Origin of the sequence: Mycetocola zhadangensis (assembly GCF_003668565.1) — a bacterium.
Lineage (GTDB): Bacteria > Actinomycetota > Actinomycetes > Actinomycetales > Microbacteriaceae > Mycetocola_A > Mycetocola_A zhadangensis.
The window spans coordinates 419,258-439,013 of sequence record NZ_RCWJ01000002.1 but is presented as its reverse complement, the minus strand read 5'-3'; the positions used below and the strand labels follow the sequence as shown (position 1 = coordinate 439,013).

At 66.0% G+C, this 19,756-nt stretch carries 20 protein-coding genes; 9 read left to right on the top strand and 11 right to left on the bottom strand.

Features of this window, described 5'->3' with window-relative positions; translation table 11 throughout:
• Window positions 1–149: 149 nt before the first annotated feature.
• A complete protein-coding gene (locus D9V28_RS08655; protein ID WP_121659311.1) occupies window positions 150–926 on the bottom strand; it encodes a siderophore-interacting protein in 777 nt (258 codons plus the stop codon).
• Between the two features lie 120 nt (window positions 927–1,046).
• On the opposite strand from D9V28_RS08655, the gene D9V28_RS08650 reads away from it, so the two are divergent.
• The 9 genes from D9V28_RS08650 (at window position 1,047) to D9V28_RS08610 (ending at window position 10,011) form a co-directional block, all read left to right on the top strand.
• Window positions 1,047–2,000, top strand: a complete 954-nt coding sequence (locus D9V28_RS08650; RefSeq protein ID WP_121659310.1) for a siderophore ABC transporter substrate-binding protein — start codon at window positions 1,047–1,049, stop codon at window positions 1,998–2,000.
• A gap of 50 nt (window positions 2,001–2,050) precedes the next feature.
• Window positions 2,051–3,052, top strand: coding sequence for an ABC transporter permease (locus D9V28_RS08645; RefSeq protein ID WP_280524734.1), 1,002 nt, complete (start codon window positions 2,051–2,053; stop codon window positions 3,050–3,052).
• Window positions 3,042–4,043 (top strand): iron chelate uptake ABC transporter family permease subunit, encoded by a 1,002-nt coding sequence (locus D9V28_RS08640; protein WP_229727862.1) that lies wholly within the window; start codon window positions 3,042–3,044, stop codon window positions 4,041–4,043. The genes D9V28_RS08645 and D9V28_RS08640 overlap by 11 nt, the downstream gene beginning before the upstream one ends.
• Window positions 4,040–4,798 carry an iron ABC transporter ATP-binding protein gene (locus D9V28_RS08635; RefSeq protein ID WP_121659308.1) on the top strand — a complete coding sequence of 253 codons (759 nt, stop codon included), beginning with the start codon at window positions 4,040–4,042 and terminating at the stop codon, window positions 4,796–4,798. Before D9V28_RS08640 ends, D9V28_RS08635 begins: the two co-directional genes overlap by 4 nt.
• Before the next feature lie 274 nt (window positions 4,799–5,072).
• A complete protein-coding gene (locus D9V28_RS08630; RefSeq protein WP_121659307.1) occupies window positions 5,073–5,324 on the top strand; it encodes a hypothetical protein in 252 nt (83 codons plus the stop codon).
• A complete protein-coding gene (locus D9V28_RS08625) occupies window positions 5,317–6,261 on the top strand; it encodes an FHA domain-containing protein (protein WP_229727864.1) in 945 nt (314 codons plus the stop codon). The genes D9V28_RS08630 and D9V28_RS08625 overlap by 8 nt, the downstream gene beginning before the upstream one ends.
• Before the next feature lie 71 nt (window positions 6,262–6,332).
• Entirely contained in the window at window positions 6,333–7,319 is a 987-nt protein-coding gene (locus tag D9V28_RS08620) for a Gfo/Idh/MocA family protein (protein ID WP_121659306.1), read from the top strand.
• A gap of 30 nt (window positions 7,320–7,349) precedes the next feature.
• Window positions 7,350–9,302, top strand: a complete 1,953-nt coding sequence (locus D9V28_RS08615) for a DUF5107 domain-containing protein (RefSeq protein WP_121659305.1) — start codon at window positions 7,350–7,352, stop codon at window positions 9,300–9,302.
• A 289-nt stretch (window positions 9,303–9,591) separates the two neighbouring features.
• The gene (locus D9V28_RS08610) at window positions 9,592–10,011 is read left to right on the top strand and encodes a hypothetical protein (protein ID WP_121659304.1); all 420 of its coding nucleotides are present in this window, start codon (window positions 9,592–9,594) and stop codon (window positions 10,009–10,011) included.
• An 85-nt stretch (window positions 10,012–10,096) separates the two neighbouring features.
• Here the strand turns inward: D9V28_RS08610 and D9V28_RS08605 are convergent, their stop codons facing one another.
• The 10 genes from D9V28_RS08605 to D9V28_RS08560 form a co-directional block, all read right to left on the bottom strand.
• Complete coding sequence (locus D9V28_RS08605; RefSeq protein WP_121659303.1) at window positions 10,097–12,649, bottom strand: ATP-dependent Clp protease ATP-binding subunit; 2,553 nt, start codon at window positions 12,647–12,649, stop codon at window positions 10,097–10,099.
• A 99-nt stretch (window positions 12,650–12,748) separates the two neighbouring features.
• Entirely contained in the window at window positions 12,749–13,624 is an 876-nt protein-coding gene (locus D9V28_RS08600; protein ID WP_121659302.1) for a ComEA family DNA-binding protein, read from the bottom strand.
• Window positions 13,625–13,632: 8 nt separating this feature from the next.
• Window positions 13,633–14,133, bottom strand: a complete 501-nt coding sequence (locus D9V28_RS08595) for a hypothetical protein (RefSeq protein ID WP_121659301.1) — start codon at window positions 14,131–14,133, stop codon at window positions 13,633–13,635.
• Window positions 14,130–14,885: a 4Fe-4S single cluster domain-containing protein gene (locus D9V28_RS08590; RefSeq protein WP_121659300.1), complete on the bottom strand. Its 756-nt coding sequence runs from the start codon at window positions 14,883–14,885 to the stop codon at window positions 14,130–14,132. The genes D9V28_RS08595 and D9V28_RS08590 overlap by 4 nt, the downstream gene beginning before the upstream one ends.
• Window positions 14,882–15,094: a DUF2997 domain-containing protein gene (locus D9V28_RS08585; protein WP_121659299.1), complete on the bottom strand. Its 213-nt coding sequence runs from the start codon at window positions 15,092–15,094 to the stop codon at window positions 14,882–14,884. Before D9V28_RS08585 ends, D9V28_RS08590 begins: the two co-directional genes overlap by 4 nt.
• A gap of 50 nt (window positions 15,095–15,144) precedes the next feature.
• Window positions 15,145–16,788 carry an AAA family ATPase gene (locus D9V28_RS08580; protein WP_121659298.1) on the bottom strand — a complete coding sequence of 548 codons (1,644 nt, stop codon included), beginning with the start codon at window positions 16,786–16,788 and terminating at the stop codon, window positions 15,145–15,147.
• Window positions 16,785–17,669: a hypothetical protein gene (locus D9V28_RS08575; RefSeq protein ID WP_121659297.1), complete on the bottom strand. Its 885-nt coding sequence runs from the start codon at window positions 17,667–17,669 to the stop codon at window positions 16,785–16,787. The genes D9V28_RS08580 and D9V28_RS08575 overlap by 4 nt, the downstream gene beginning before the upstream one ends.
• 103 nt (window positions 17,670–17,772) lie before the next feature.
• Window positions 17,773–18,540, bottom strand: a complete 768-nt coding sequence (locus D9V28_RS08570) for an SGNH/GDSL hydrolase family protein (protein WP_121659296.1) — start codon at window positions 18,538–18,540, stop codon at window positions 17,773–17,775.
• A gap of 142 nt (window positions 18,541–18,682) precedes the next feature.
• Window positions 18,683–19,369, bottom strand: coding sequence for an NAD(P)H-hydrate epimerase (locus tag D9V28_RS08565; protein WP_229727866.1), 687 nt, complete (start codon window positions 19,367–19,369; stop codon window positions 18,683–18,685).
• Window positions 19,366–19,722 (bottom strand): UBP-type zinc finger domain-containing protein, encoded by a 357-nt coding sequence (locus D9V28_RS08560; RefSeq protein ID WP_121659295.1) that lies wholly within the window; start codon window positions 19,720–19,722, stop codon window positions 19,366–19,368. The genes D9V28_RS08565 and D9V28_RS08560 overlap by 4 nt, the downstream gene beginning before the upstream one ends.
• Between the last annotated feature and the right edge of the window lie 34 nt (window positions 19,723–19,756).

The window sequence follows — 19,756 nt, the reverse complement described above, 5'->3', positions numbered from 1 at the left end:
AGGAAAATCTCGCGTCACATGCTCCGGATTTGTGCGGCGTCTTGTAGCCGATCCGGAGGGTCGCGGGGGGGGAATTCCTTAAATTTCGCAGGCCGACCTCAATTTTCCCGAAGGAAACTTATAAGACTGGAGCGGGATCTGCGCGGCAATCAGTGCGGCGCGTGGTACTCCGCTTCGCCACGCTTCCAGTAGCCCTTGACGATCGCAATCGCCGGGTCGAGGTTCCACCGGTCGAAGAGCAGGGCACGACCCTGTCGAACGATCGACTGCTCCGCTGCGATGAAAGCGAATACCTCCCCGACCGGGCGATCGTTCCCGCTGAGGCTGTCGAGCGCCGCACCGAGAGCCGTGCTCTCCGAATCCTGGCCGCGGTGAACCCAGCGCACACGAATACCAGCCGGGGCGTCCAGATTTTGCTCGAAGGCAGCATCCGGAACTTCAACGAAAACAGAACCGATGGCATCCGCTCGCATCTGGGAAACGAAACGTTTGATGGCGGGCAGGGCTGTCTCGTCACCGGCGAGGAACCAGCTGTCGGGGTCACCGTGCAGCACAAGTGACCCGCGCGGGCCACCGACGCCGACCGTTGAGCCGATCGGAGCCGTCGCCGCCCACGGACCGGCCACACCGGAGTCGCCGTGAATCACGAACTCGAGATCCAGGATGCCTGCGTCCGCGTCCCACGCAAACGGCGTGTGCTCGCGGCTGACACCCGACCGGAGCACGGCGGGGTCCAACGTCGGTTCAGCGCCAGGCTCACGGAAGAAGACACGGATGTGGTCGTCCGAGCCGAGAGAGTCGAAGCCCCGGAGGTCGTCGCCCTCGAAGCGGAGCCTGGCGTAGTTCGGGGTCAGCCAGTCGCGGCGGGTGAGTGCGGCGGAACGGAAGACAAGCTCCCTCGGGGAACGGGCGAGCGTGAATGGCATGAAACTCCGGAGTTCGACAAACTGATTACTCTTAGGTTAGCCTAACCTTCGCCGCCTCCTTTTCCGGGAGTTCGCGCACCGGCCACTTCGGCCATTCCCTCCCAGAACTGGAGAATTCCGATGACCCCTGCCCGCACTCGCGCCCTCTCGCTCGGCGCACTCGCGCTCGCCAGCGCCCTCGCCGTCTCCGGTTGCGCCTCGACCCCGGCCGAATCGGCACCGAAAAAGGCCGCAGCCACCGAGATCGACGTGAAGCACGTGCAGGGAACCACCGAGGTTCCGGTGAACCCGGAGAAGGTCATCACCTTCGACATGGCGTCGCTCGACACCCTCGACGCGCTCGGCGTGAAGGTCGCCGGCCTGCCACAGCAGAACGTGCCCGAGTACCTGAGCGAGTACGCCGGCGAGGAATACCTCAACGCCGGCACGCTGTTCGAACCGGACTACGAGGCAGTGAACGCCGCGGAGCCCGACCTCATCATCGTCGCCAACCGCTCGGCCGCGGCGTACGAGGAGCTCAGCAAGATCGCTCCGACCATCGACCTCACCCTCGACTGGGAGGACTACCTGCCGAGCTTCCGCACCAACGTCGAGACCCTCGCCGGAATCTTCGAAAAGGAAGACGAGGCTGCCGAGGCCCTCGAGGAAATCGACGGCAAGATCGACGACGCGAAGGAACTGGCAGCGGATGCCGGAACCGGGCTGATCGTGATGACCAACGCCGGTGAGATCACCGCATACGGCACAGGCTCACGGTTCGCCTGGCTGCACGACGAACTCGACCTCACCCCTGCCATCGACGACGTCGAAGCAGCGACACACGGTGACCCTGTGTCGGCCGAGTTTATCCTCGAAACCAACCCGGACTGGCTGCTCGTCATCGACCGCGACGCGGCCATCGGTGAGAGCGGTTCGACCGCCCAGCAGGTCCTCGACAACGAGGTCATCGCCGGAACAACCGCATGGCAGAACGACCAGGTGCTCTACCTCGACAGCGTTCCGTTCTATGTCGTCATGAGCGGCATCGGCGCTGTGAACCAGATGGTCGACCAGATCACGGACGGCCTCGGCTAATTTCCGCTCTGACTCACACCGAAGCGCCCTCCTCGCCGGAGGGCGCTTCGGTGCACCGCAAACCGAAAAACAAGCGACACCGCCACCCCGCACTCCTGCTGACCGGAGCCGGGATCCTCGTCATCCTGCTTGCCGTGCTGAGCACGTTCATCGGCGTCAGCGATGTATCTCCGATGAGCCTCCTCGAGGGCGGCCCGAACGGCAAGGCCGCGCAGCTCCTCGTGGTGAGCCGGCTCCCCCGCACCCTCGCACTCGTACTCACCGGTGTGGCCATGTCGATCGTCGGCCTGATCATGCAGATGCTCGTGCGCAACAAGTTCGTCGAACCGTCGACCACAGGCACAGCCGAGTCCGCCGCCCTTGGCCTGCTCGTCGTCACAATCTTCGCGCCGACACTGCCACTGTTCGGCAAAATGGTCGTCGCCGCGATCTTCGCGCTCGCCGGCACCGGACTGTTCCTCCTTATCCTGCGCCGCATCCCGGTGCGCTCGATCGTGCTCGTCCCGCTCGTCGGCATCATGCTCGGCGGGGTCATCGGAGCCGTCACCACCTTCTTCGCGTACCGCCTCGACCTGCTGCAGACCCTCGGCACCTGGATGACCGGCGACTTCTCCGGCATCCTCCGCGGTCGCTACGAACTGCTCTGGATCGCGCTCGCCATGACGGTGATCGCGTGGATCGCCGCCGACCGGTTCACCGTTGTCGGCCTCGGCCAGGAGTTCACCACCAACCTCGGCCTGCACTACGGCCGGGTGCTCGCGCTCGGCCTCGCGATCGTCTCCGTCGTGACAGCGATCGTCGTTGTGACCGCCGGCGTCATCCCGTTCCTCGGCCTGATCGTGCCCAACATTGTGAGCATCGCGATGGGCGACAACGTACGCCGCTCGATCCCCTGGGTCGCCATCCTCGGCGCCGGTTTCGTGCTGATCTGCGACATTATCGGCCGGGTGCTCCGCTTCCCCTACGAGATCCCCCTCGGCATCGTCGTCGGCGTGATCGGCTCGATGCTGTTCCTCTACCTGTTGCTGAGGAGACCTGCGCGTGCCCACTGACACCCTCACCCTGACCCGGCCGGACTCGATCCTCGCCTACACCCGTCGCCCCGGCGTTCGACTGGCGATCCTTGCTGTCGTGGCCGTGGCATCCGTTCTCGTCTTCCTTACCGTCGGAATCGTGGGCAGCTGGGACTTCGCCGTCCCGTTCCGTGCGCGCAAGGTTTACGCCATGGTGCTCGTCGCGTTCGCGATCGGGGTGTCGACCGTGCTGTTCCAAACGATCACAGACAACCGAATCCTCACGCCGTCGATCATGGGCTTCGACTCGCTCTACCTGCTGATCCAGACCCTTGTGGTCTTCGTGTTCGGCGCCAGCGCGCTGGCCACCGCAGACGAACAGGTCAAATGGGTGGTCGAAGTGGCAGTGATGGTGGCGTTCTCGACGCTGCTCTTCCGCTGGATCTTCGCCGGTGCCAAACGCAGCATCTACCTGCTCGTCCTCGTCGGCATCGTGTTCGGAACACTGTTCCGCAGCCTGTCATCAATGATGCAACGGATGCTTGACCCAGCGTCATTCGCGGTGCTCACGGATGCTTCCTTCGCCAGTTTCAACGCCGTCGACGAAGAGCTCATGCTGCTGTCGGCGATCGCGATCCTCGTCGTCTCGCTCGTCGGGATGCGGATGCTGCGGGTGTTCGACGTGATCGGGCTCGGCGAAAGCCACGCGATCGGGCTTGGCGTGAACCACCGACGTGTCGTGACGCTCATGCTTGTGCTCATCGCCGTGCTCGTGTCGGTGTCGACAGCGCTGGTCGGCCCGATCACGTTCTTCGGACTCATCGTGTCGAACCTGGCCTATGCGCTGCTCGGTTCGTCGCGGCACCTGCTTGTGCTGCCTGCCACGGTGCTGCTTGGCGTGATTTGCCTCGTCGGCGGGCAGTTCATTCTTGAGCACGTCTTCGCGTTGGATACCGCGTTGAGCGTCGTGATCGAGTTTGCCGGCGGCATCCTGTTCATTGTTCTGCTGTTGAAAAGAGGGGCGCGATGATCTCGATCTCGCAAGTGACGAAACGATACGGCAGGCAGGCGGTCGTCGACGACGTGTCGCTCGAGCTTGGTGGCTGCGGAGTGACGTCGATCATCGGCCCGAACGGAGCGGGCAAGTCGACGCTGCTGTCGATGGTGGCGCGGCTGATGCCGCTCGACGGCGGAACCATCACGATCGACGGGCTCGACGTGAAGTCGACGCCGGGCTCGGTGCTGGCCACCAAGGTGGCCGTGCTTCGTCAGGACAATCACCTGGCCGCGCGGCTCACCGTGCAGGACCTGGTGTCGTTCGGGCGGTACCCGTATTCGAAGGGCCGGCTGACCACGGTTGACCGCGACGCGATAGCTCGTGCCATCGGTTACCTCGACCTGGAGCCGTTCGCGGATCGCTTCCTGGACGAGCTGTCCGGTGGGCAGCGGCAGCGCGCCTTCATTGCCATGGTGCTCGCGCAGGACACCGACTACGTCCTGCTCGACGAGCCGCTCAACAACCTCGACCTGCGCCATGCGGTGGAGATCATGAAGCTGCTGCGCGCGGCGGCAGACGACACCGGCAAGCGGATCGTGCTCGTGATGCACGACATCAACTTCGCGTCGGTGTACTCTGACGAAATCGTCGCTATGCGCGACGGCAGGGTTGTGCTGCACGGCCCGTCCGACGCGGTGATGCAGTCGGAGGTGCTCGGCTCGATCTACGATCTGCCGATCGACGTGCGCGAGGTGGACGGCGAGCGGATCGGGTACTACTACCGGTAGCTCGGATCGCCGGGCTTCGAGTGACAGTTGTTGTGGGTGGGTTGCCGCCGCACCCGCACGAAGTGTCACTCGGACTCAGGGCGCGGGCGGTTTTCGCCGCCGGGTGACCCCTCTGCCGCCCGCAAGCACCACTGCTGCAGCACGGTCACATGCCGTAACTGGGACACCTCGGATGGTTACCTGAGCATTGTTCGAGAATCGCCCCGGAGCCAGAATCACCGGCTTATGGTGAACGGCACGTGCCGCGACGGAGCGGCCAGAAGGCGAGTTTCTCATGACTGACAACATCGACACCGAGAGCGCGGCGAACGAGCGAAGCATCCGCGACTGGGCTGATCTTGGACAGGAAATGTGGTCGTACCTGACCGGCCGCAGCGCCGTCATCGACTACAACTTCATCGATATGACCGTTGAAGTTCCTCGCGATATCGGACCCGATGCACCGCGAGCGACGTGGAAGTTCAACGGGACCGTTCGGATCACCACCAGCGACAACTCGGCCAGCGGATCCACATCCGGTGCCTGACGTGGCCGGCACGCATCTTGATATTGACCTTCACTTCTCACTCGACGAGCCCGACCAGATCGGCGACGCCGACAGCCGCGCTGATCCAGACACCGACGGACGCACCGCCAGACGCACCAACGAAACAGGCCCGCGCATGCACGGGCGAGTGACCGCGAACGGCACAACCGTTGACGTGTACACCAGCAACCCGGAGCTTTTGCTCGCGGGGCGCAGGCCCCAACTGTCGAACCTGCGGTTCATCGCCGACGAGCTGGCCCGGCGTGGACTGACGGTCGCGCTCAGCGGTCCGTCGGGGCTGATCGCGCGAATCGGCGCGATCAAGAGTTCGGTCGCGCAGCGGGTGGTGACGCGGTCGCCACACATCGAGCTTGGAGCGCCAGCGGTACTGGCACCTCTCCTGATTCCCCGGCGGAGCGCGCCGCGAGCGGGGGCTGCCCTCGAACTGCCGCCATCGACCCTTTTCCCTCTCGCACCGACGTTCGACAGGACAGTGCGCCGCCGGGTCACCACGACGCACTACACGCCCGGATCGGGCCGCCCGCGGCTGATCTTCGTGGTCGGTTCGGAGAACTGGAACGGTCAGCGCCCTCGCGAGTTCGACCTGCTGCCGACGGTAACCCGCATCGGCTCGAGCGTGTCATCGGATCTTCAACTGGCGGGGCTTCGCGATCACCACGCCGAGATCGTGCACGACAAGAACGACGAGTACGTGTTCTACCCGTCGGTCGAGGCGGGCGCGTCAACCTCAAGTGGACGACGAACGGACGGGCAGATTCTCCGGACCGGGGCGCGGATCGAACTCGGCCCATGGCGGATGGGCTTCTTCCGTGAGGAATTCGCCGATCACGGCCGGCCCTATGGTGGTCGTGCCGGCGGCGAGTTCGCCGTCCAGAAGCCACAGCCACCACGGCACACTTACCCCGACGCACGCTGACGTCCCTCTTCCGCGACCGGGTTGTTCCCCGACACAATGGGGAGCGAACCGAACCCGCCCGAGAGGACCCCATGACGAGCATCGCGATTGTCGGAGCCGGGTACATGGGGCGCACCCACGCAGCGGCGTGGACCGAGCTCGACTGCGAGATCGTCTACGTCTGCAGCCCGTCCGGTGCCACGCTCACCGAGGCACCCGGGGCACAAGGGGTGACCGACATCACAACCGTGCTGGCCGACCCGGCCGTCGACATCGTCTCGATCTGCACACCGACACCCACCCACCGCGATCTCGCCGTTCGGGCACTCGCGGCCGGCAAACACGTGCTGCTGGAGAAACCGATCGCGTTGTCGATCGGCGACGCACTCGCGATCTCCGCGGCGGCGCTTGCGAGTGAGCGAACGCTCATGGTCGCCCACGTCGTCCGGTTCTTCGAGGGCTACCGCCGCGCTCGCGACGACGTCGACGCCGGCGCACTCGGCACCGTGCTGTCGGCCCGCGCCCGCCGCCTGATCACGAAGCCGGACACCGCCTGGTGGTACGACGAGTCCCAATCGGGCGGCGTCGCCGTTGATGTGGGCATTCACGACTTCGACCAGCTCAACCTGTTCCTCGGAACGCCAATCGCCGTCACGAGCCGTTCAAACGACGAACTCGGGCCGATCGAGACCACGGTCGACTATGCCTCCGGAGCGATCGGGCAGGTGCTGACCTTCGCCGACCTGCCCGTCGGCGCCCCATTCACCACCTCACTCGAACTGATCGGCACCGCTGGTCTGCTCGACTACGACTTCTCGGCGGATGCTCCCACAGCGAACGAAACGAACTCGGGGGTGAACTCGTATCGGCTGGCGACGGCGACCGGCAGCAGGAGCGAGACGCTCTCGGCCCTCGACCACTACACCCGGCAGGCGGCGTACTTCCTGGAGTGCGTGCGGGACGGAACCGATCCCGCATACTGCCCGACGGCATCCGCTGTTCTTGCGCTTGAAGTGGCGCTTGCCGCACGTCAGTCCCTCGTCACCGGCGAGACCGTGCTGCTCGAAGAACGCGCCTGAACACATTCACCACCGCCCGGAAGGACACCAGTGACCGCACTGCGACGAGGAACACTCACCCTGCCGACGTCGGTGTGGGGGCCATCGAACCCGCTGCCCAACATCTTCGGCACTGGCGACATTCATGCAGCGTCGGGCTTCGAGGATGCCGCCACAGAGGGCCCGACCGGCGAAATCGCCGAGGACGCGCGTGCCAGCCGCGGCCAGACCGCGCCGCCATACCTCGACCAGGACAATTACTCGGCGCACGAGGAGCCGCGGGAGCACGCCACCATCGTGCTCGAGAACGAGCACCTCACCGCGACGTTCCTGCCAGGGTTCGGTGGGCGGTTGTGGTCGCTGGTCGACCGCGATTCGGGCCGCGAACTGCTGCACCAGAACGACGCCATCCGCTTCCGCAATCTCGCGCTCCGCAACGCCTGGTTCGCCGGCGGCGTCGAGTGGAACATCGGCATGATCGGCCACTCACCCTTCACCTGCTCGCCCGTGCACACCGCGGCACTCAGCGGCCCGAACGGCGAGGTCGGACTGCGCTTCTTTGAGTACGAGCGCATCCGCAACGTTCCCTTCCGCGTCGACGCCTGGCTGCCAGACGACTCGCGCGAACTGTTCATCCGCGGCACGATCCTCAACCCGCGGTCCACGGCGACCCCGATGTACTGGTGGTCGAACATGGCGGTCCGTCAGCACGCCGAGACCCGGGTGCTCGCTCCGGCTCGCGAGGCCTGGCGGTACGGCCACGAGCGGGTTCTGAGCACGGTGCCCGTTCCGAACGTCGACGGCGTCGACATCACCTGGCCGGCGCGCACGCAGCAGACCGTCGACTACTTCTTTGATACAACAGGCGAGCGGATGCCATGGGTCACCGCGGTGGACGGCACCGGTTTCGGTCTGGTGCAGGCATCGACCGCGAAACTCAAGGGCCGCAAACTCTTTGTCTGGGGTCAGGACCCCGGCGGCAGGCACTGGCAGGAGTGGGTGTCGGGCGCCGACTCGTACTGCGAAATCCAGGCCGGGCTCGCGCGCACCCAGCTGGAGTACCTGACGATGCCGGCGAACACCGAATGGTCGTGGGTCGAGGCGTACGGTGCGCTGCAGCTCGACGTGTTGGCCGCGCAGTCCGACGACTGGGCCACGGCGACGGGCGCAGTCGCCGACGACCTGGCCTCCCGCAACATCGAGCACCGGCTCGCAGAGCTCGGCGCCCGCGACCAGTCCGAGGAGCTCATCGTCGAGCTGATCCCGGCCGGCAGCGGGTGGGGCGCACTCGAGAATGAGTTGCGCGCGCACTCCGGTGAGGATCCCCTCCCCGCAGAGTTCACCCCTTTTCCGACGGATGCTGTCGGTGACGACGAACGCTTCTGGTTGCGTCTGCTGCGTGGCGAGCCGGCCTCGCCCGAAGAGCTTGACCCTGTCGAACCGCCGCGGTCGTACCAGATCGACCCGCGCTGGGTTCCGCTGCTGCGGCAACGCTCCGACTGGCTCGCACTGCTCCACCTCGGGGTGATCGCCGCCGCAGCGGGATCGTATGCCGAAGCGGGCAGGCTGTGGCGGGCATCCGTCGACTCCACCCCAAACGCGTGGGCGCTTCGAAACCTCGGTGCCCTGGCCGACGACCACGGCAACTCAGCCGAGGCGGTCGAGCTGTATCGGGCCGCGCACGAGCTCGCGCCGAACCTGCTACCTCTCACCAGGGAGCTGCTCTCCGTGCTGGCGCGCGCCGGGCTCGCCAGCGAGGTGCTCAAACTCATCGACGGGCTCGACGGCGAGGAACGGCGGGACGGACGCGTGCTCGTCGCCGAAGCGCGTGCGTCGCTGGCCACCGGCGATGTGGCCCGCTGCCGGAACATCCTCGACCCGGGCCTCACCCTCGTCGACCTGCGCGAGGGCGATTCGCTGCTCGGCGACCTGTGGAACGACTACGCAGCAGCCGCCGGGCCTTCGGCCGGGCCTCTGCCGCAGACATACGACTTCCGGATGTGACCCACCCGCCGTTCCAGCGTTCCTCGCCACCGTGGTCAGGGTGTTGAATCCGCGGGCGTCTGTCACGGGTGCGCATAACGCCGCCAAATCGTCAGAGGCGCTGGCGGAGAACCGCGCGAACGTTAGCGAGCTCCGAATCCGGCGAACCGCCGAGGCTGAATTATGCACACGTGCCGACGGAGCCGAGCGGGGTTGTGACGTTCCCGCGCTCCCGGAAGGCACATGAGGGGTGCTGCGGGGTGTCAAAACACTTTCACCGAATACCCACCCACGAGTGACACGATGCACTATGACCGTCACGACGACATCTCGCCCACTGGCTTCTCAGCTTCGGAACTCCGGTCTCGGCTGGATCCCTGAATCGGGTGACCAGTTCTGCCTCGACGCCGCCGAGTTCGAGGGCGAGGTGTTCACGGTGAGCGACATGACGATCGAGCCGCACGACTATGACACCGGCACGATCCTCGGCTTCAACGGCACCACCGAGTGGGCGCTCGACTCGGTCGCCCTTGAGAACACGCTGTGGCTGCCACGCGAGGACCAGCTGCGCGAGCTCCTCGGTTCGACGTTCAGCTTTCTCTTGCGGGTCGACGACATGTACGTCGTCGAGATCGATCGCGGCGGCGAGAAGTTGCGCTTCGATGCGCCGTCGGTGCCCGACGCGTACGCACTCGCTGTCCTCGGAGTGTTGAGCGCGCAGACCGCCTGACCAAGAGCACCTGGCCCACCGCCCTCAGGACACGCAGAAGGCCGCCACCGCAAGTGAGCGGTGACGGCCTTCGGGGTTGGACGAATTACGCAGCCAGCTGTGGCTCCGCCGCGTTCGAGGAAACCACCAGTTCGCCGCCGACTAGCCCGACCTCGATCGTGGTCCCTGCGGCCAGTTCGCTCTCAACCATAAGGCCGGCGATACGGTCGTCGACCTCACGCTGAATCAGGCGGCGCAGCGGGCGAGCACCGAACTCGGGCTCGTACCCGTGCGTCGCGATCCAGTCGATGGCCTCGTCACTGACGTTGAGCGACATCAACTGGGCGTCGAGCCGCGCAGCGGTCTGGCGGAGCAGCAGGCGCACGATCTCGTGCAGCTGCTCGGCAGCGAGCTTGCGGAACAGCACGACCTCGTCGATCCGGTTGAGGAACTCCGGGCGCATGGCCTCGCGCAGTTTGCCCATCACTCGGTCGCGCAGCGCCTTCTCCGAACCGAAGCCAGTGCTGTCGTTCGCGGCGTCAGCGATGAAGCCGAGGGCTCCACTTCGGCTGGCCAGGAACTCCGAGCCGATGTTCGACGTCATGATGATCACTGTGTTGCGGAAGTCAACGGTGCGACCCTGCCCGTCGGTCAGGCGACCGTCGTCGAGCACCTGCAGCAGCAGGTTGAACACGTCGGGGTGCGCCTTCTCGATCTCGTCGAGCAGGATCACCGAGTACGGGTTACGGCGCACACGTTCGGTGAGCTGCCCGGCCTCGTCGTAACCGACGTATCCGGGAGGGGCACCGACGAGTCGGGACACCGTGTGCCGCTCACCGAACTCGCTCATGTCGAAGCGCAGCATGGCCGACTCATTCCCGAACAGCGAGAACGCGAGCGCCTTGGCCAACTCGGTCTTGCCCACACCGGTCGGCCCGAGGAACAGAAAGCTCCCAACCGGTCGGCTCGGGTCGCCCATGCCGGTGCGGTTGCGTCGAACGGCCTTCGCGATCGACGTGACCGCGTCGTCCTGCCCGATCACACGGGTGTGCAGGTCGGCTTCGAGGGAGCCGAGGCGCTGACGGTCGCTCTGAGTGATGCGATTCGCCGGGATCCCGGTCGCCCGCGAAATGATGTCGGCGATCTGGCTCTCGCCGATCACGTTTTTTCCAGCGGATGCCGTTCCTTGCGACTCAGCGGATGCGATCTGTGCGTTCAACGCCTCGATCTCGTCCCGAATGCGCGACGCGTCCTCGTACTTCTCCGCGGCGACCGCCGTGTTCTTCCCGGCTTCGAGTGTGGCGAGTTCGGCGCGCAGCTCGCTGGTATCGACGATGGGACCACGGTGCAGGCGCATGCGGGCACCGGCCTGGTCGATCAGGTCGATCGCCTTGTCCGGCAGGAACCGGTCGGTGACGTACCGGGCCGACAGATCGACAGCCGCGCGAATCGCCTCGTCGGTGTAGCTCACACCGTGAAACTCCTCGTAGCTGCCGCGCAGTCCCTGCAGGATGAGTTCGGCGTCGTCAACGCTCGGCTCGTCCACCTGCACCGGCTGGAACCGGCGCTCGAGCGCCGAGTCCTTTTCGATGCGCCGATACTCCTTGAGCGTCGTGGCGCCGATGATGTTGAGGTCGCCGCGGGCGAGCCGGGGCTTGAGGATGTTTCCGGCATCCATTCCGCCGCTCTCACCGCCACCTCCGGCACCGACAACCGTGTGCAGCTCGTCGATGAAGATCAGCAGCTCGTCCTTGCGAGCGGTGATCTCTCCCATCAGCTTGGTGAGTCGCTCCTCGAAGTCGCCACGATAGCGGGTGCCGCCGACCATCGACGCGAGGTCGAGCGAAATGACCCGCTTGTTCTCGAGCAGGCTGGGCACATCGCCCTCGACAATCGCTCGAGCGATGCCCTCAACAACAGCGGTCTTACCAACACCGGCTTCACCGATCAGCACCGGGTTGTTTTTGGTGCGGCGCGAAAGGATCTCGAGCGTCTGAGCGATCTCGTCCGCGCGTCCGATCACCGGGTCGAGCTTTCCGTCCCGGGCACGTTCGGTCAGGTCGGTGCCGAACTGGTCGAGCATCGGGGTCTCGCTTGAGGCCTTCGAACCAGCGGATGCCTGTTCCTGGCGAGCCGCCTCATGACCGGCCTGCAGGGACTGCGGAGTGACACCGAACGCGGCGAGCAACTGGCCGACGGGAGCCTCCTGGTTCACCACGAAGGCGAAGAAAAGGTGCTCAGGGTCGATATAGGTCGAGCCGAATGCTCGCGCCACCTGGTGTGCGTCGAGCAGGGCGCGTTGCGCAGCCGAGGTGAGAGCGGGCGAGACCACCATCTCGTCGTCGGTCTTACCCGGGAGTCGCTGCTCAGCGGCATCGGCGATCTGGGCGGAGTCACCGTCGCCGGCGCGGATGGCCTGGGCAATCGGTTCGGTTTCGACCAGGACGTGCAGGATGTGCAGCGCGTCGACCTCGGCGTGGCCGTGCTCGATGGCGTAGCGGGCTGCGTCAGCGAGCACCGCGTGCGAGCGGCGGCTGAGCAGCTTGGTCATGTCGATGGTGCGTCCCGACTGGGCGGAACGCTGTCCCTGCAGGTAACGGGCAAGGAACTCGTCGAACGATTCGCTGCCGGAGCCGGCTGGGCCGAAAAATGTTGGCAATGGGACCTCCAGGTACTTGAGTGCCTACGACTCAACTAAACGCTGGAGATAGTCTTCTATTCCCGGGCTGGGAGAAACCTGAGTCGGCCCTGCTCAAGTTTAGAAGTCAACGCGGCGACCGAAGCTGCGCTGCGCACGCGGGCGGGGCGAACAAAATGCCGCGTTGCGCAGCCGCACGATCTCGTGAGGCTGCAGTCCAACCGTCGAGGCGAAGTCCTCGAGTGAGGCGAACCCGCCGCGATTCGATCGTTCGGTGACCGCGGCCTTGGCGGTACCGCGGTCGAGGCCAGGAAGCTTCGCGAGCGCGCGCTGGTTCGCCGTGTTCACGTCAATGAGCTCGACGTCCGAGTCCTGCGCTGACCGCTCCGGCGCGAGAGCCGCCGCCGTGGCAGTGCCACGGGCGGAAGCGCCGTCCGAAAGAGCCGTCACCCGGGACTCGGAACGCGCTGCGGCCTCCTCGGCGCGGCGTTCAGCCCGTGTTTTCCGTTTTCGTCGAGCGGTTGGCGCCTGCGCCGGCTCGGCGAGATAGTCGGATCTCGCAATGCCCGGGCCGCCGAGCAGCCGATCCTCCTCCGGTGAGAGGGCTGCGGCCCGCTGCCTGGGGCCGGCAGCAGCCCGAACGGGAGTCCTGTTGCCGAGCAGGTTTTGACCGTTCTCCCTGCGACCCCAAAGCAGGTTCAGCCAGGTCGGGTTCGCGCCGATCGCGTGCACGAGCGAGACCAGAAACAGCACTCCCTGCGAGATATCGCCGAGAGGATAGTCGAGCTGCGCGAAGACGATGGCGGCAAGTCCGTACACGATGGCGGCGATCCACCAGGAGCGTCGCCTGCCGATCGCCGCCAGAATCGCGAAGCCAAGCCAGGCCAGGGCACCGGCCGGCACGAGCACGAGCAGGAGCCAGGAGCTCGCGCCGAGGAGCCACACGAGCGGTGGCCGCGGCGGCACCGCTCGGGGCTGGAACGAGGACTGTGACATGGTGACGCCTACGCCTCCGCGCGCACGTTGAGCACCATGGTGACGGTGTCGTCGACGTCGCGGGTCTCTGAGACCAGGTCGAAGCCGGAGTCCGCGGCCCTCAGTCGGATCTTCTCGGCGACCGCCTGCTGCACTCCGGCGGCGTATTCGGCGTCGAGCCGTGCAATGAGCTCGGCAGCCGTCGCTTCGGTGACGACCTGGCCGGTGAGGCTCTCGATGTGGGCTTCCCAGATGCCGTCGTCGCTGAGGGTCATGGTCAACAGCACATCGTCGACCTGTGCTGAGACCGTCGACCGGGTCACCGTGACGGCTGTGGCGCCGAGGTTGTTGAGCGCGTCGGCCAGCAGCGTGCTGTCTTTCATGCGCGTGCGCACCCGAACGGCCGGTGTCGGCCCAGCCTCGACGTCATCGGTGTTTTTGGCGGCGTGTACGGCGCCAGCCACTCCGACACCTCCGGCAGCGGCTGCGGCAGCGAGGGCTATGGGAAGAAGAACCAGTGTCACGCTCATGCGCGTCTCGCTTTCGTTGTCGGGCGGTCCTGGCGCGGGCCAAGGTCGTGCAGCAGTTCTTCGAGGGCGGCGGCGTCAGCCCAGCCATTTACGTCGACCTGCCCGTCGGGGTGGATTCGAATCTCGAGCCGGTCGAGCCCACCCTCGCGTTCGATCCGTGCGACCTCGTCCGCGTATGCCGGAGTGAGTGCGCGAATGCCCTGGTTCGTTGAGCCGAGCCACGGTCGAACGGCGTCGGGCTGCGCTCGCAGGTACGGCCCGTCGATCAACAGGTCGGTGGCCGCGAGCAGCCTGGCGATGTCCGGCCGGGTCGCCGCCCACTCGGTGAGAAGCTCGAGCCGATAGCCGGTGAAGGTCATCACGGTGAGCCCGGCCGCACGGAATGCGTCAGCGATCGTCGCGAGCGCGGCTGCCTGGTCGAAAGGTTCGCCGCCGAGAAGTGTGATTCCCTCGACGCCCGCTGTGACAGCATCCGTCACAAATCGGTCGGCCAGATCGGCTGTGCGATCGATGGTTCCACCGATCGCGGCCCAGAGGTGCGGGTTGAAACACCCGGGGCAGCGCACGCTGCAGCCCTGCACCCACAGTGCGGAGCGCAGCCCTGGACCCTCGGCCGCCGTCGACGGCAGAAACCGCGACCAGCGGAGGGTATCGCCCGGCCGCTCGACCGGTTCGACCGTGCCGAGTTCCACCGTGCCGAGTTCAGAAGTGCCGTGCTCGCCGCGCAGTCGCGGGGACGCGAGCAGTGTCATCGCACGCCGTCCCAGGTGGAAGTCGTCGTGTGCTGCTCGGCGGCGACCTGCGCGTAGGCCTCGGTGAACGACGATTCGGTGGCCTCGGCGTCGAGCAGGTTCTCGAGCACGGCGATGTAGTCGAGGCACTCCTCGCCGTACATCCCGATGGTTTCGGCGTGCACAGTGCCGTCAGGCCGCACCTGCACTATGAGCTGCTTGTCTGTCATGCGTGATCCTCGGTTGCTGATTTTTTCGAAAGCGGATGCTGTCGGCCGGTTTAGAAGTCCACGGTGCGTCCACCGCGGCGAGACGAGAGACCGGCACCGGCAGCGTCGGTCGGAGCGCCGACGCCCGCGAGTTCGGCGGCGTCCTCGGTCGGATCGATGTCTTCGCTGCCGGTTGCCCGGACCGCGCGAACCTCCGCCCAGTCACGAATGGCCTGCACTTCCTCCGCCTGCGTCACGGCGAGTGGAATCATGTTGGTGATCGCTTCGGTGAGGTCAGCCGCTGTGGCCGGTCGGCGTTCGGCGAAGGCCTCGTACAGGGCAACGATGACGGCCTGCTCGATCTCGGCGCCCGAGTAGTTGTCGCTGACCGCGACGAGTTTTTCAATGTCTGCGGCGTCGATGCCGGCGAGGCCGTTGCCCCCAGTGGCGTTCGACGCCAGCTGGATGCTCCAGATCGCTCGGCGTTCGACGGCGGTCGGCAGGTCGACGAAGAAGATCTCGTCGAAGCGGCCCTTGCGCATGAACTCGGGTGGAAGCGAGTCGATGTTGTTGGCCGTCGCGACCACGAACACCGGGTGCTTCTTCTCCTGCATCCAGGTGAGGAAGTAGCCGAAGACCCGAGCAGTGGTGCCGGAGTCGCCTGTGCCTGTCGTGTTCGAGAAACCCTTCTCGATCTCGTCGACCCAGAGGATGCACGGTGCAACGGCCTCGGCGGTGGCGAGCGCCGTGCGGAGGTTCTGTTCGGACGAACCGACGAGCCCGGAGAAGATCCGGCCGATGTCGAGGCGTAGCAGCGGCAGGCCCCATGAAGCGGCCATCGCCTTCGCGGTGAGCGACTTTCCACAGCCGGGCACACCGGTGATAAGCACGCCCTTGGGTGATGGCAGGCCGAACTGTTCAGCCTCGCCCAGCCAGGACCCGTCGCGGCGACTCAACCAGCGTTTGAGGTTGTTGAGCCCGCCAACACTGTCGAGGTCGAGGGTGTCAACGACAAAGTCGAGCAGGCCTGACTTGCTGACGATCTGGCGTTTCTCGTCGAGCACGACCGGGATGTCGTCTGCGGTCAGTTCGCCGTCGTTGACCATGGCGCGGGCGAACGCGTTTTCCGCTTCGCTCATGGTGAGGCCGCGGGCCGCCTGAACGAGGCTCTCGAGAGTTTTGGCGTCGGCGTTCACCCGGATCCGTCCGCCGTTTGACGTGTTGTTCTCGATCATGGTGTCGAGCATGGCGTGCAGTTCGGTGGTGTCCGGGAGAGGGAACTCGAGCAGGTGAGACAGTTTGTCCAGTTCAGGCGGAATGCATCGCACCGGAGCCGTCACTACCAGCGCACGGGCGGCATCCGCGTGTCGAAGTTCAAGCACCGCCTCGCGAACCTTGCGGATAATGACCGGGTCGCCTGGGCGTTGCTCTGAACCGAAGTAGGCGTGCAGGTCGCAGAAAACGAAGACGGCGTTTTCGGGGATGGTGACGATGTGGTCGAGGGCGCGCACCGGCGTGTTCGTGTTGCTGATCGTCTTGCCGTCTGGGCCGATCAGGCCTGTGGCGCTTGTCCAGGTCCAGACCCCGCGCGGGCGGCGAAGGCCCTGGGCTGCCTGGGTGATTTGCTCGAGCGCGCGCACCTCCTCGCTCGTCTCGATGTAGAGCAGCGGCAGCCGTGCTTTGAATGCCTGGTCGAGGGTGTCTGTGAAACTCATGGCGTTCCTTTCGTGGTGCCGGGAGCATCGGTTCGCGATGCGGGAGTTGCGGGTAACGCCGCTGGGTCTGCGGGTTCGGTCGACGCTGGGTCCGGTTCGGGCTCCGCCGGAGCATCCGTCGCCAGTTCATCGATATCGATCGACCACGCACCCTCGCCGTCGTCGGCCTCGATGGTGATGTACACGGCGTCGGTTGGGTCCCAGGACAAACGTTCGTTGACCTCGCCGGACTCGATGATCGGGCGGTCGCTCTCACCGTCGAGGGTCTGGATGGTCACGAAGAAAATGCCTTCACCCTTGTGCACAAACCGGGCGCTTGTGGCGTCGCCCTTGTAGACAAGCAGCGCGTTGGAGGTGCCGCTGGCAAACCCGTCGTCGATTTCGTCGACCTCGGCTTTCGTGAGTGTGAACTCCCAATCGCCGTCGTTTCGCACCCAGAGTTCGAGGTCGCCGTCGCGCGGGAGGACGAGCAACTGGTCCTCGGTGTCCCACAGGTCTCCGACGTCGGCCGGCCACGCCCGGTCGTTCGCCGGCTGCGCGAGCTCCTCTGGAGGGGTGATGCTCAGGTCGACGTACTCGCCTGCAACCAGTTGCGCCACGTACGGTTCCTGTTGGTGTTCCTCAAGCGGAATGCGGATGACGCCGCTGCCGGTGCCGGAGTAGGTGTTCCCGTTCGCCTCGAACACCGGCGGGTTCTCGATCTCCCACGGGTACTCGTTGTCGCCGATGATGCCGAACCCGTCGTCTCCGATACCGACGTTATCGAAGGTGTTGAGTGCGCTGACGAAGAGCACGATGGTTCCGAGCACCCACACCCAGACGGAGAACGAGCGGATGCTGCGGCGCGCGGTGCTCGACACGGTGACGTCGCTCAGACTCACGATCCGTTTCCTCCCCCTCGGTGCGGCATAACGCCCCCAGACTACTGGGCAACGAGACGGTTTCGCGGGAGCGGCGATGGGCAGCGCTGCCCATCGCGGTACCTCAGTCGACCGGGAGGAGAGTGGCGCGTTTCGGCTCTCGCCCGTCGCCGGAGGACCGCCCGGTGACACGGCGTCCGATCCACGGCAGCACGTGCTCGCGGTAGTACCTGGCCGTGTTGCGTGCGCGCTGGCCTGAGCTCGCCTCAGCGACATTCTCGACGCCCCATTCCTCTGGCACGGCGATGTCGAGCGCTGTCAGCACGTTCGAGGCGACGCGGGCATGGCCGAGCGCGTTGAGGTGCAGCTTGTCGGGAGACCAGTAACGGATGTCGGTGAGCGTCTCGTCGGCCCAGTTGTTCACCAGGGTGACAGGGGTTGAGCCGAGCGCGGTGAGGACGGCGTCAGCGAGCAGGTCCCCGCGTTTTTGCATGAGTCCACCCATCGGCAGGTGCCGGGACGGGTTCGCGCCGGCCAGCACGACGACGTGGAGCCCGTCCAGCTCGAGCGCACGATGAACGAGCTTGAGTGTCTCGTCGACCACCCAGGAGATCGCGACGCGGGGCCGCATGATGTCGTTGCCACCGCCGTTGAACGTCATCAGGTCGGGGCTCAGTGCGAGCGCCGGTTCAAGCTGTTCGCTGATGATCGGGCCGAGCTTGCGGCCGCGGATCGCGAGGTTCGCGTAACCGATCGGTTCATTCGACGCGGCCTGAAGGCCGAGTGCAACAAAGTCAGCCCAGCCACGCACCCGCCCGTCCGGGAGTTCGTCGCCGACACCCTCTGTGAAACTGTCGCCGAGCGCGACGTAGCGGGAAAACTGTGCGGTCATACGGGACAACTCCGAACGGATGCTCCGCCGCACCGAATGCGCGGACGGGCACCTTCCATTATCACCGCGCAAATTCCCGCAGGGCCCGAGTGTCGATTTCCGGTGCGCTCGACCGGCAGAGGGCACAGCCGAAGCGACCGGGTCAACCGCCAGACGTGACGCGCTCGAGCTCGGGGCCCAACCCGATGTCGACGATCACCAGCCGGCCCACATAGCCTGCGGCTGGCGGGAGCAGCAGCCCGGTCTTGCACGCGCCAAACGTCACGGTGACATCGGCGCGCAGCACTGTGGGCTCCGGCACCGAACCGTCGTCGGGGTGAATGCCGCTCGGCAGGTCGACAGCCACAACCCTCGGCCGTTTCTTCCTGCCGAGCACGGGCAGAATCGACGCGACGACCTCCCGTGCGCGACCGCGCAGCGCCGGGCTGGCACTGGTCCCGGTTCCGAGAATGCCGTCGACGACGAGGTCGCAGTCGTGAGCGACGGATGCCGCAACGTCCGTGTGCGTGTCGGCTGACAGCATCCGTGCCCCTGATTTTTCAATCGCAACGCGGCCTTCGTCGTGCATCCGGTCGGCGGTGGGAAGCACTGTGACGTGGACGCCAGCCGCGGCCAGTTCGGCTCCGGCGAAGAGCGCGTCGCCGCCGTTGTTGCCAGGGCCGACAAGCAGAAGCACCGAGCCAGGCCGGTCGGGAGGCAGCAGAAGCCAGAGTTCGCGGGCGAGCGCGGCCGCCGCGCGCTGCATCAGCGGAACGCCGGCGGCAAGCAAGGGCGCCTCGGCGGCCCGGATCTGCGCGGCCGTGTACGTGCGGACCGGCTGAGCGCTCACGGGGTTACCCTCAACAACGATCGCCAGTTCGCTGGCACCCGGGCGGCAGGACCCGGCGCGGGCTGATCCATCGGGCGACTGGTCGGTTCGGCGAGCGCCGGGCAGCGCACGTACCGCTCGGATGCGTAGTTCCAGCACCAGCTCTCTCCGGGCTCGAAACTCTGCATGATCGGGTGCCCGGTCTCGAGAAAGTGGGCTCGAGCGTGCGCCGCCGGCGAATTGTCACAGCAGCCGATGTGAGCGCACTGGGCGCAGCGGCGAAGGTGAAACCACCAGCCGTCGACGGCTTCGCAGTCGAGGCAGACCGTCCCAACAGGAGCAGCGCTCGGGTCGATGCCCGCGATGTCCGCCATGTTGCCCCCTCCCCGATGAGGAGGAGCCTACTCC

Bases quoted from the DNA above. Each gene is read 5' to 3' on its own strand.
- D9V28_RS08610 (WP_121659304.1), top strand. From the start codon at position 9,592: ATGACCGTCACGACGACATCTCGCCCACTGGCTTCTCAGCTTCGGAAC.
- D9V28_RS08580 (WP_121659298.1), bottom strand. From the start codon at position 16,788: ATGAGTTTCACAGACACCCTCGACCAGGCATTCAAAGCACGGCTGCCG.
- D9V28_RS08655 (WP_121659311.1), bottom strand. From the start codon at position 926: ATGCCATTCACGCTCGCCCGTTCCCCGAGGGAGCTTGTCTTCCGTTCC.
- D9V28_RS08560 (WP_121659295.1), bottom strand. From the start codon at position 19,722: ATGGCGGACATCGCGGGCATCGACCCGAGCGCTGCTCCTGTTGGGACG.
- D9V28_RS08585 (WP_121659299.1), bottom strand. From the start codon at position 15,094: ATGACAGACAAGCAGCTCATAGTGCAGGTGCGGCCTGACGGCACTGTG.
- D9V28_RS08595 (WP_121659301.1), bottom strand. From the start codon at position 14,133: ATGAGCGTGACACTGGTTCTTCTTCCCATAGCCCTCGCTGCCGCAGCC.
- D9V28_RS08635 (WP_121659308.1), top strand. From the start codon at position 4,040: ATGATCTCGATCTCGCAAGTGACGAAACGATACGGCAGGCAGGCGGTC.
- D9V28_RS08630 (WP_121659307.1), top strand. From the start codon at position 5,073: ATGACTGACAACATCGACACCGAGAGCGCGGCGAACGAGCGAAGCATC.
- D9V28_RS08600 (WP_121659302.1), bottom strand. From the start codon at position 13,624: ATGTCACAGTCCTCGTTCCAGCCCCGAGCGGTGCCGCCGCGGCCACCG.
- D9V28_RS08590 (WP_121659300.1), bottom strand. From the start codon at position 14,885: ATGACACTGCTCGCGTCCCCGCGACTGCGCGGCGAGCACGGCACTTCT.
- D9V28_RS08620 (WP_121659306.1), top strand. From the start codon at position 6,333: ATGACGAGCATCGCGATTGTCGGAGCCGGGTACATGGGGCGCACCCAC.
- D9V28_RS08570 (WP_121659296.1), bottom strand. From the start codon at position 18,540: ATGACCGCACAGTTTTCCCGCTACGTCGCGCTCGGCGACAGTTTCACA.
- D9V28_RS08650 (WP_121659310.1), top strand. From the start codon at position 1,047: ATGACCCCTGCCCGCACTCGCGCCCTCTCGCTCGGCGCACTCGCGCTC.